Source organism: Salegentibacter echinorum (assembly GCF_900129445.1).
Classification (GTDB): Bacteria; Bacteroidota; Bacteroidia; order Flavobacteriales; family Flavobacteriaceae; genus Salegentibacter; species Salegentibacter echinorum.
In genome coordinates, this window is sequence record NZ_FQVT01000004.1 from 380267 (window position 1) to 391231 (window position 10965).

Annotated in this window: 9 protein-coding genes; 3 read left to right on the forward strand and 6 right to left on the reverse strand. The window is 36.2% G+C overall.

All coding sequences use genetic code 11. The annotated features are described in order from the left end of the window. Positions 1-427: 427 nt before the first annotated feature. Together coaD and BUA71_RS09495 are read right to left on the reverse strand one after the other, a co-directional pair. On the reverse strand, positions 428-886 hold the full coding sequence (gene coaD / locus BUA71_RS09490; protein ID WP_072879047.1) for a pantetheine-phosphate adenylyltransferase: 459 nt from the start codon (positions 884-886) through the stop codon (positions 428-430). Positions 887-1080: 194 nt separating this feature from the next. After that, positions 1081-2061: a D-alanine--D-alanine ligase gene (locus BUA71_RS09495; protein ID WP_072879048.1), complete on the reverse strand. Its 981-nt coding sequence runs from the start codon at positions 2059-2061 to the stop codon at positions 1081-1083. Between the two features lie 161 nt (positions 2062-2222). Between BUA71_RS09495 and BUA71_RS09500 the strand changes: the two genes are divergently transcribed. Both BUA71_RS09500 and BUA71_RS09505 read left to right on the forward strand, forming a co-directional pair. Next, a complete protein-coding gene (locus BUA71_RS09500; RefSeq protein ID WP_072879049.1) occupies positions 2223-2822 on the forward strand; it encodes a PASTA domain-containing protein in 600 nt (199 codons plus the stop codon). Then, complete coding sequence (locus BUA71_RS09505) at positions 2822-3871, forward strand: RluA family pseudouridine synthase (RefSeq protein ID WP_072879050.1); 1050 nt, start codon at positions 2822-2824, stop codon at positions 3869-3871. Before BUA71_RS09500 ends, BUA71_RS09505 begins: the two co-directional genes overlap by 1 nt. Positions 3872-4819: 948 nt before the next feature. On the opposite strand, the gene BUA71_RS17815 is transcribed toward BUA71_RS09505, so the two are convergent. From BUA71_RS17815 to BUA71_RS09535, 4 genes are all read right to left on the reverse strand, one after another. Beyond that, a complete protein-coding gene (locus BUA71_RS17815; protein ID WP_317040901.1) occupies positions 4820-4978 on the reverse strand; it encodes a DUF2805 domain-containing protein in 159 nt (52 codons plus the stop codon). 302 nt (positions 4979-5280) lie between these two features. Beyond that, positions 5281-6261: an HNH endonuclease gene (locus BUA71_RS09525; protein WP_072879053.1), complete on the reverse strand. Its 981-nt coding sequence runs from the start codon at positions 6259-6261 to the stop codon at positions 5281-5283. Between the two features lies 1 nt (position 6262). Beyond that, the gene (locus BUA71_RS09530; protein ID WP_072879054.1) at positions 6263-9406 is read right to left on the reverse strand and encodes a DUF3427 domain-containing protein; all 3144 of its coding nucleotides are present in this window, start codon (positions 9404-9406) and stop codon (positions 6263-6265) included. Beyond that, a complete protein-coding gene (locus BUA71_RS09535) occupies positions 9403-9789 on the reverse strand; it encodes a (deoxy)nucleoside triphosphate pyrophosphohydrolase (RefSeq protein WP_072879055.1) in 387 nt (128 codons plus the stop codon). Before BUA71_RS09535 ends, BUA71_RS09530 begins: the two co-directional genes overlap by 4 nt. A gap of 193 nt (positions 9790-9982) precedes the next feature. On the opposite strand from BUA71_RS09535, the gene yaaA reads away from it, so the two are divergent. Continuing rightward, the gene (yaaA, locus tag BUA71_RS09540) at positions 9983-10744 is read left to right on the forward strand and encodes a peroxide stress protein YaaA (protein WP_072879057.1); all 762 of its coding nucleotides are present in this window, start codon (positions 9983-9985) and stop codon (positions 10742-10744) included. Positions 10745-10965: the final 221 nt, after the last annotated feature.

Below are 10965 nucleotides of genomic sequence, written 5' to 3' on the forward strand. Positions count from 1 at the left end.
TGTATATCTGTTTTCATTCATAAAATCGAGTAAACTGAAATAACTTTAGGCCTCATAGGTTTTGAAAACCTCGAAAAAACATTTAAAAATTAAAAAAAACAGCAATGGATAGTTATGTCGCTCCGCTGGAGCTCACTACAACTTACTTCTAGTTCAATACTATAAATATGCCACCTCTACGAGGCTTAGGGGGATTAAAAAATCGGAACAAGATATTACAGAAAGTAAGACTGAAACTCAGCGAGCTTCAGAGAAGCGCAATATTTATAGCAAAACAATTAAGAATCGGTCAAATAGCTCCAGCGGAGCGGTATATTTGTGACAAATGGATAACTCAATAAAAATCTTATTTCAGACGAGCTCAACAACATTTTCCGGAGCCCTAAAATTCCCCCTTTGGAGCCTGTCCCGAATTCACTTCGGGAGGTTAGGGGGCTTTCCTCACCACTTGTGGTACCATAAATTCATAATCCCCGCCGTGCCTAATCACATCCCTTACTACGGTTGAGGAAATATGGCTTTTTCCCGAGGAAGTGATAAAAAATAAAGTGTCGATACCACTCATCTTATAATTAGTCTGGCCAATGGCTTTTTCGAATTCCAGGTCCTGCCCGTTTCGGAGTCCGCGTAGTAAAAAAGCGGCGTCCTGTTCCTTGCAAAAATCGACAGTAAGCCCTTCGTAAGTCATTACGATGATTTTTGATTCATCTTTAAATGTTGTTTTTAGAAAGTGAAGCCGTTCTTCCAGCGAAAACATATATTTTTTAGTGGAGTTGGTGCCAATCGCCAAAATAATTTCGTCAAAGAGCGGTAAAGCCCTTTCAATAATATCGGTATGACCTAAAGTAATAGGATCGAAAGACCCGGGAAATACTGCTTTTTTCATAGTAATTATATTAGTCTTTGCCTAAAGACAGAAATCTAATTTAGTTAATATCCGGAAAAACTGAAAATGTATTTTAGTATGTCCGGAGAATCAGTCCTCACAGGTTTTTAAAACCTGTGAGGACTTTTGGCTGATAAGCTCCTTCCAGCACATTATTCCCCCTTTGGAGCCTGTCCCGAATTCACTTCGGGAGGTTATGGGGCATCTATCGCCGTTTCAATCGCGCTACCGTAGAGTTCGGTTAGACTAATGCCGGCAGCTTCGGCTTGCTGCGGTAAAATACTGGTCTGGCTTAATCCGGGGGTGGTATTCATTTCTAAAAAATGTGGCTCCCCGTTGTGAAAAATGAATTCAGATCGTGTAAATCCGCGCATTTTAAGTTTAGTATAAATCTTTTTGGCTAGCCTTTGCACCTGTTTTGTTTTTTCTTCAGAAATATTCGCCGGCGTAATTTCCTGCGATTTTCCCAAATACTTTGCTTCATAATCAAAGAATTCGTTTTCAGAAATAAGTTCGGTTACGGGAAGGGCACGTACTTTCCCTTTCCAGGTAATAACGCCCACCGAAACTTCTGTTCCGTCTAAGAAAGACTCAATAATCACCTCATCATCTTCCTTTAATGCAGTTTTGGTGGCCGGGATCAATTCTTCTTCAGTTTTCACCTTAGTAATGCCAAAGCTACTGCCGGCCCGGTTGGCCTTTACAAAACAGGGTAAACCAACTTTGGCGATTATTTCTTCAGGATTAACTTTATCGTCTTTGTTGAGAAAATAATTTATGGCCGATTTAATTCCGTAAGGCTTTAAAACACTAATAAGGTCTCGTTTGTTAAAGGTAAGTGCCGCCTGATAATAGCCACAGGTAGTTTGCGGAATACCAATTAACTCCAGGTAAGCCTGTAAGAGTCCGTTTTCTCCCGGCGTTCCGTGGATGGTGTTAAACACACAATCGAAAGAAATAATTTTGCCGTCAATTTTTACGGTAAAATCGTTTTTATTGATGGGATAAGGCGTATCATCATCGGCTACTACAAACCATTCTTTTTGTAAAATATGTACCCGGTAAGGTTCGTAAAGCTCGCGGTTAAGATGCTTATAAACCATATTTCCGCTATTAATAGAAATGCGGTATTCACTGGAATACCCACCCATCGCGATAGCAATCTTTTTTTTCATTTTTTCGGTTCTCAGTTATCGGTTCTCAGTTTTCGGTCTTAGGCTGTTTTTTAAGTTTCTGACAACTCATAACCCAAAACTCACAACTGATATCACAAATCTACAAACAATCTGCCACCAAAAGCAGGGGTTTTATATCTTTGCTCCTTAGAAACAAAAGTATGGGATTCTTTAAATTTATCTTCAGTAAAACATTTTTAATTCAATTAGTGATCGCTGCAGTGCTTATTGTGGTACTTACTTTTTTAGCACTGCGTTGGTTGGATTTTACGACCAACCAGGATCAACGAATAGAGGTGCCAGATCTTGCCAGGATGTCCCTGGATGTTGTAGATGACCGTCTTGCTGAAAAAGATTTGCGATTTGAAATTATCGATTCTGCAAATTTTAACCCCGATTTTCCTAAATATTCGGTGATTGAACAGGCGCCGGAACCGGGACAACTGGTAAAAGAAAATCGTAAAATTTACCTTACGCTCAATCCATCGGGATATAGAAAAATTATGATCCCAGATCTTATACGAAGAACTCGCAGACAGGCCGAACCTACGCTGAGGTCTTTAGGATTTGAAATTGGTGATGTAACCTATAAACCCGATATTGCTAAAGATGCAGTACTGGAACTAAGACATAAAGGTGAAATGCTGCAACCGGGGGATGAATTGATGAAAACCTCTAAAATAGACCTGGTATTGGGAGACGGCTCGGGAAGGTACCACGGCAATGAAACTAATAGTGCCGAAGATGAAATTGAACTTTAATGAAGAAAGCCGAAGATCAAAACGAAGTAGAAGCGCAGGACGAGACCCTGTATGAACATCATAAATTTGAAGCCGGTCCCGGCCAAAAGCCCTTGCGGGTCGATAAATTTTTAATGAATTTTATTGAAAATGCCACTCGAAATAAAATTCAGAAGGCAGCAAAAACGGGGAATATCTATGTTAATGACGAGCAGGTAAAACAGAATTACAAGGTAAAAGCTGGGGATGTGGTGCAGGTGATGTTTGAGCATCCGCCCTACGAGTTTTTACTTACGCCAGAGAATATTCCGTTGGATATTGTTTACGAAGATGATACGCTTTTGGTGGTTAACAAGCCCGCCGGCATGGTGGTGCATCCCGGTCACGGCAATTATAGTGGCACCCTTATTAATGCCCTGGTTTATCATTTTGATAATCTTCCTAATAATTCCAGCGATCGTCCCGGCCTGGTACATAGAATAGACAAAGATACCAGCGGACTTCTGGTAATTGCGAAAACCGAGGAAGCCATGGCACACCTTTCCAAACAGTTTTTCGATAAGACCAGCGAGCGGGAGTATGTGGCCCTGGTTTGGGGAAATGTGGAGGAAGAAGAAGGAATTATAGAAGGAAATATTGGGCGACATCCTAAAAATAGACTACAAAATACCGTTTATGAAGGTGAGGAGGCCGAAAAAGGAAAACCAGCGGTTACCCATTATAAAGTACTGGAGCGTTTTGGCTATGTGACCCTGGTTTCTTGTAAGCTGGAAACCGGCCGAACTCACCAAATTAGGGTGCATCTAAAGCATATTGGCCATACACTGTTTAACGATGAACGCTACGGCGGAAACAAGATTTTAAAAGGAACTACCTTTACAAAATACAAACAGTTTGTAGAGAATTGTTTTAAAGTACTGCCAAGGCAGGCGTTACACGCCAAAACCCTGGGGTTTGAGCATCCTGAAACCGGCGAAAAAATGAGTTTTGATACCGAAATTCCTGAAGATATCGAGGCTTGTCTTGAAAAGTGGCGCAATTATGCGAAGAACCAAAAAGAGCTTTTGTAGCACAATTCTTCGATTAAAGAGACAATCCCGATAGCTCCAGATAATTATCGGGACGGGAGGCTGCGAGAAAAATGAGAAAAGACTAAATTTTTACGAACTGAGAATTTTTTTCAGAAATAGTCTTTGTTAGTTTGTCATTGCGAGAGACGCAGGAGCGCGGCAATCTTCTGGTTATTGTTTGTTGTTTGATGTTCTGCTCACTGCGATCGCGATCGCCTACTGGATACTGCGACTGCAAACTGGGTTTCGATTCTCAGTTTTTAGTTGTTGAGCTGACCCGGAAGCTTGCTGTAAAAGAAACTTCGCTATTTGATCTTGTTTTTACTGGAAATCTCCAAAAAGCTTGTGTAGCCAACTAATTCAACGAGCAATTTACCTGTGTCATCATCTTCCAGCTACAGCTAAATTTCGGGGTCTTTTTATTTGAGATTGGAGTTTTCTTAAACCTAATCTTTATAAATTTCACGTCAATAGACTGAAATTCGAAACTTATGGGGCTAAGCAGGTTGCCATCATAATCCAGTATAAATTTCCCCGAATCTCTCCATAAAAAGTTTCCTGAAAGAACTTTAACCCTCGGCCGATTGCTATAAGATTCCTGCATAATTTTGAATTATAGAAATATAAGTTACAAAAAACCTGATTAAGATAGGGTTAAATGCTAATAAATTAGGAACCTTTGTTTAGTATTGCCCTGATTAAATTTACTCAAAAAGTATCTCTTTATTTTTGCATCATCAAAAAATACAGGATTTTTTACTATTTCTCTTCTCTCTTCTCTCTTCTCTCTTCTCTCTTGTCTCTTGTTTCTTGTCTCTTGTCTCTTGTCTCTTGTCTCTTGTCTCTTGTCTCTTGTCTCTTGTCTCTTGTCTCTTGTCTTTTCTCTTATCCCGTAATTTTTCGTGTTTGGTTTTTATCCCCTGCACCCTGGTGCGCCATTTTCGCCAGTTACGCGGGTGCATTTGTTCTTTCATAATTAATCACATCTTTCTTCGTAAGGCCAAACTGATATTCAATAGCTTCAAAAGGCGTTCGGTCTTCCCAGGCCATAGCAATCACGCGATCCTGCTGGCGCTCGTCTAAGTTAAACTGTTCGGTAATTTTCATTTTTATTTTAAAACTAAGAAAAACACAGCCTTCAAGACCCTGAACGGAAGTGAAGGTTTTTGTAAAAAAATGCGGGTAATTTTTTTAGAATAAGATTAAGCTGAGGTGTTATTATTTGGGCGTTCCCCTATCGGGTCGGGCTTTTTGTTACAATCTTTTTGCTCGATAATCGAGCATTTAATTCCTTAAATTTGCATGGTTATTTTGGAAGATTCTACTCCGCGCTGGTATTGACGTAGCTCGCAAAAAGGATTTCCACTGCAATCTCTAACGCAGACAAAGTTGATTGCTATATGGCTTATTTATAAAAGGAAAACTTCTTTATTGTGCCATTTTAAAGCTTCCTGAGAAGGATACCATTCGTACTTTTTAGGTAATTGAATCTGTTTATCTTCAAAATTAAATAATGGAAAACTTGATTCTTTTTCTTCTATCGTAGGGGAAATTCTAACTATAAAATTTTGCGTGATAGTTATCAGGCCTCGGTCAAAGGCACGATGAAGTGTTGGAGACAAAGAAATGCCGTTTGAAACTGTGTCATCATTAGATATACTGAAAGGATGTATATGACAGGCATCAACCATTTGAATATTATGGGCGGAATTGATTTTTAAACCTGAAATACAGCAAGTGTAATCGTATATTTTTGGAATTGTTCTCTTAAACAAACCTCCACGCACAAATATTTCTTCTTCAAATTCGTTCTCTTCCAAAGATTGTCTTAGCTGCTTAATATTATTCTGATAAAACTCACGTGGTTCATTTAGAATTTCACTTTCAATTTTGGCTTCTTCATAATAACTATCTGGTCTTAAATAAGTAACCTTGAAATCGGGGAAATAAGATTCGATTAAAATCTGCTCAAACCATAACTGATTTTCAGATTTTTGAAGTAACAGAAACAATTCTTTATCAATTTCGGCAAAAGCAATAGATTCATTTAAATTATTAAAACTCTTTATACTTTTAGATCGAGTAGTTTCAATTTGTTTTCCTGGTTTTGGAGACAAGTGCCAGAAAGGTTCAGATCTTAGATGAAAAAATGGTAAAGAGAAATTTCGTGAATGACCAGTGTGTACAAGATCTTCCCAATTTTGCTTAAAAGCCAGAATAATTTCAGAGGTAATAAAGATTCGATTTGATTTAATCACTCCTTTAGCAATTAGCTGAATTATGGAGAGAAGAAGGATTGGTTTATGAGGTGCTCTACCTAGATTTTTGCTAAAACCACGATTGAGTTTTTGAAAATAATTCGAATATTTATAAATAATTTCTTCCGACATATTAACCTACTGCCAACTTTTGACTTTCCTTTAAAATATAAGAAGGCATTGCTTCACGTAGTTGCCATTCTATATTCATTGGTTTTCCTCCTTGGGATTTGATAAAATCTGCTTCTCCTAAAAATGTGTAATTCATAGTGAAACCATATTCATCTACATTTTGTTCTCTAACAAAAAGAAGGATTTTTTTACCTTTTTCTTTATGTTTAATATAGGATTCACCTTTTGGTGAGTTAGGAGAAGTGCTATTTTGAGATTGCCAGTGAAAGAGTTTTTCATTTAATGCGTAATCATCATACATTGTAGTGGGTGAGTACTCTTTTTCTGTTTTCTTCAAGGTTATAAATAAGGCTTCAACTTTTAGATCTTTATTTTGCGCAACACCCTCGCGATTGGACGATTTTATTTCAAATGTGCTTAAGCCTAAGGAGGTTAAAATCTCTTCTCGATTATATTTACTATGTAGTTTTAGAGGGAATGAAGAATTTAAATTAATATCTTTTTCTAAAAACTCTATTTTCTCTATTAGATGTTCGAGATATTCATTCATTTCTTCAATCATAATTGTGTTGGCTTTTAAGATTTCTATACTTGAAGTAATATCTGGAAGACGTAGTTTACGACCGCTTTCTTGCCAAACATCATAATGGAACATTAAAAGCATAGTTTGCTGTTTTTTAGAAAGTAATTTTAAGTTTATATTATTATTAATTAAACGCTGTATAAATTTTAAGTAACTTAACGAGTTACAGTTTATTAACTTTCTTTGCATACAGGTTGTGAATTCTTTTTCTTGAGGTTCCTTAAAATTTGGAATCAAGCCAGCATCGGCACATAATCTCTTCCAACTTCCTTTTTTATAGATTTGTCTAATATCTAAATGGTGAAATTCGAGAAAATTACTTAAAGTAAGCTGTAATGTAGATTGATGTTTAAAGTTTCTTAGTTTTTGGACAAGTTGTGGTCTTCTAAACTCAGTTGCTTCTCTAATGTTCTTTAAAATAATTTCTTTTGCCTTTCTTTCTAAAACTATAGAACAACCAAGCGGTAAGTGAGGGAAGTCATCTTCAATTTCCTTGATAATTGCGGTATGAGTTTTGCCTACCAGGGCTCGAAATTTATGTTCAAAATCATATTCAGGTCTTGCATTTGCAACAAAATCAAGAACCGTTAAGCATTCTTTATTCCTGGAAAGACGAAGACCCCGGCCCAACTGTTGTAAAAAAATGGTTAAACTTTCCGTAGGTCTTAGAAATAGTACTGTATCAATTTCTGGAATATCTATTCCTTCATTAAAAATATCAACTACAAATAGATAGTTTATTTCTTTCTTAAGAATTTTATTTCGAAGTTTCTCTCGATTCTTGCTATTCCCACTAACTAAGTAATCGGCTTTTAAATTAGCGAGTGTAAATTTTTCGGCCATAAATTTTGCGTGCTCTTGGCTCACACAAAAACCTAAAGCTTGAACATCATTAATATCGGTTAAGTACTCTTCACAGTTTTTAATTATAGAAGCAACTCTATGCTCATCTTCTGTATATAATTTTGTTAATTCTCTGATTTCATATTTACCATTCCATTTTACTTCACTTAAGTCGACCGTATCGGAAACAGCAAAATATTGAAATGGAGAAAGAAGTTTCCTGTTTAACGCTTCAGGTAACCTAATTTCTGCAGCAATTTTATTTTGAAAATCTTCAGTAATATCTCCACCATCCATTCTTTCTGGTGTAGCGGTTAATCCCAATAAGATTTTAGGTTTAAATCGTTCAAGAATTGGCCGATAGCTATTGGCTTTTATATGATGAACTTCATCTACAATTATATAATCAAAGAAATCTTCAGCTAAATTGAGATGTTTTAAACGATTATTTAGGGTTTGTACCGAAGCGAAAATTTGACTGTATTTTTCAGGCTCATTGCCATCAACCCATAACTCGCCAAAATTAGCATCTTTTAGTACATGTTGAAACGTTTCCTGTGCTTGGATTAAAATCTCTTTTCGATGGGCTACAAATAGAAAGTTTGAATTAGGATTTATATAATTGAAGCGTTTAAAATCAAACGCAGAAATGACTGTCTTTCCCGTTCCAGTTGCTGCTACTAACAGATTATAATTTCGATTGTGTATTTTCCTTTCCGCTTCTAACTTTGAAAGAATCTCTTTCTGGTATGGGTAGGGTTTAAGATCAAAGAAAGTACTAATTTTATTCTTCGAGTATACATTTTCTTTATTAAGTGCTTTACTTAATTTAGGTCTATCGGCTTGATATCTATAATATTCAAACTCTGAATCCTTCCAATATGTTTCAAATGTTTTATAAAATTTGTCAATTATATGACCAACTTCTTGCGTTGTAACTTTTAAATTCCATTCTAAACCATTAGTCAAGGCCGAACGGGAAAGATTGGAAGATCCAATATAGCCGGTATGATATCCTGAATTTCTTAGAAATAGATAAGCTTTGGCGTGTAATCTTTCGTGTTCTGTATTATAAGAAACCTTGATTTCTGTATTGGGTAGTGATGAAAGATACTCTATTGCTTTCACATCTGTAGCACCCATATAGGAGGTGGTGATTATCTTTAATTTTTTGCCAGAATTTGTGAATTCTTCGAGCTCTTTTTTAAATATTCGAATTCCAGAGAATTTAATGAAAGATACTAACCAGCAAATTTCATCTGCAGAAAGAATTTCTTTTTTAATTTCACTCTCTAAGGATATTCCAGCATTATTACCGGTGAAAAGTTCACTTTGACTTAATCTAGTGTAAGGAGTAATCTCTTTTAACCTAGCATTTAAGTTTGAATAAGGAAATTCCAATTTCGAAAATACGGCTTGTAAAATCCTTCCTTCACTTTCTATTAGATTTTCAGAAAGTTCAACGTTTTTAAGTTCTTCGACTAGAAGCTTTATAATCTTATTAGATAATTCAATTTGCTTGAAGGGGCGGTCCTTATCTTTAATTTCATTAAGTGCAAACTTTATAGTTTCTGCTAAGTAATTACTTAAATATTGTGAAGCTTCTTCCTTATCTAAAGAAATTTCACTCACATGAAATTTTTGTAAATCTAAATCTTCAAGTTTGTTACTAACCAACTTAGTTATGAGTTGCTCGTACAGTCCTGTTTCAAAACTCATTTATAATTTTCAATATAATGTTTAACAATAGGTATGTCGGCTTTGGCCCAATCTAAACATTCTATTTTCTCAAGAGGCAACCAAATAGCTTGTGCATGCTCCAGAAGTGTAATTTCAAAAGTTTTTAAGATACAACGAAAGGGTATTAGTTTAATCTTTTTAGAATTCGAATAGGAGTGTTCATTGGAAGGTAATTGTTCTAAAATTTTGACTTCAACTCCTAATTCCTCCTTAATTTCTCTTTTTAAACATTCCTCTGCGGTCTCATCCTTCATTTTTCCACCAGGGAATTCCCATTTATTAGGTAAATCCATTTTACTGCTTCTTTGCGTACACAAAACCTTCCCATTGTTTTCAATTATGGCACAAGTAACCTTTAACATCGAAAATAGCTTATAAAAATTAAGTTTTTTATTTAAGAAAATAAATAGATTTTAAATCTACCACATATTCCACAAACCAAAAAAAGGTTTTCCGTAATTATGATAACCCACCGCTATCTCTCCATAAAAACTACTAACTGGAGTTTTTCTTTTTCTCTTAACTTTCCGGTATCTTTGGAGTAAAAGAATCCTTATGAAAATTGTTGTTTCCCCGGCCAAGAGCCTCGATTATAAATCTGAATCACCAACTTCCCGCGGTACGCAACCCGCGTTTTTAGACATTACCGCAAAACTAAACCGGAAGTTGGCGAGAATGACTAAAAATGAAATTTCAGAATTAATGGGCATCAGCGATAAGCTGGCCGATCTTAATTATACCAGGTTTCAGGATTTCGAAGAAAAACATACTAAAGAAAACTCCCGCCCGGCCGTATATGCTTTTAATGGCGATGTCTATAGCGGACTCGATGCTTACACCATCCCTACCGATAAACTGGATCTTCTGCAAAATAGTTTGCGAATTCTCTCGGGCTTGTATGGGGTGTTAAAGCCTTTAGACCTTATCCAGCCGTATCGCCTGGAAATGGGCACTTCTATGGGAATTGAACAAAACAAAAACCTCTATGAAGTTTGGCAGGAAAAGATCACCGATAAATTAAATAGCGAGTTGGAAGAAGGGGAGTTGTTTATCAATTTGGCGAGTCAGGAGTATTTTAAAGCAGTCAATGCAAAAGAGCTCAAAGCTGAGGTAATCTCACCGGTTTTTAAAGATTTTAAAAACGGAAAATTAAAGATCATTAGTTTTTATGCCAAAAAAGCCAGGGGGGCAATGACGAGGTATATCATAGATAAAGACATAAGTACCCTCGATGAACTAAACGGTTTTGATTATATGGATTACAGGTTTAGTAAAGAACACACTGAAATGGACAACGAACCGGTTTTTATAAGGTAAGACGGTTGTCAGTTGTGAGTTTTGAGTTATGTGTAAATGTTTAAAAACTTGAAAGTTCCAGGTTTGAAATTCTAAATTAACACCAAACAACAAACAAAAAAAAGAGATTGCCGCGCTCCTTCATCGCTATCATTGACGTATTTATGTAACCAACTGTTTTTCAGAAAGTTCATATCCGAGTTTTCTTGCTATTTTCAAGATATTTCGTTGTTTTTGTTCGA

What these genes read in the sequence shown, in the direction of transcription:
- coaD (WP_072879047.1), bottom strand. Translation starts at nt 886, where the DNA reads ATGAAAAAAGCAGTATTTCCCGGGTCTTTCGATCCTATTACTTTAGGT.
- BUA71_RS09495 (WP_072879048.1), bottom strand. Translation starts at nt 2,061, where the DNA reads ATGAAAAAAAAGATTGCTATCGCGATGGGTGGGTATTCCAGTGAATAC.
- BUA71_RS09500 (WP_072879049.1), top strand. Translation starts at nt 2,223, where the DNA reads ATGGGATTCTTTAAATTTATCTTCAGTAAAACATTTTTAATTCAATTA.
- BUA71_RS09505 (WP_072879050.1), top strand. Translation starts at nt 2,822, where the DNA reads ATGAAGAAAGCCGAAGATCAAAACGAAGTAGAAGCGCAGGACGAGACC.
- BUA71_RS17815 (WP_317040901.1), bottom strand. Translation starts at nt 4,978, where the DNA reads ATGAAAATTACCGAACAGTTTAACTTAGACGAGCGCCAGCAGGATCGC.
- BUA71_RS09525 (WP_072879053.1), bottom strand. Translation starts at nt 6,261, where the DNA reads ATGTCGGAAGAAATTATTTATAAATATTCGAATTATTTTCAAAAACTC.
- BUA71_RS09530 (WP_072879054.1), bottom strand. Translation starts at nt 9,406, where the DNA reads ATGAGTTTTGAAACAGGACTGTACGAGCAACTCATAACTAAGTTGGTT.
- BUA71_RS09535 (WP_072879055.1), bottom strand. Translation starts at nt 9,789, where the DNA reads ATGTTAAAGGTTACTTGTGCCATAATTGAAAACAATGGGAAGGTTTTG.
- yaaA (WP_072879057.1), top strand. Translation starts at nt 9,983, where the DNA reads ATGAAAATTGTTGTTTCCCCGGCCAAGAGCCTCGATTATAAATCTGAA.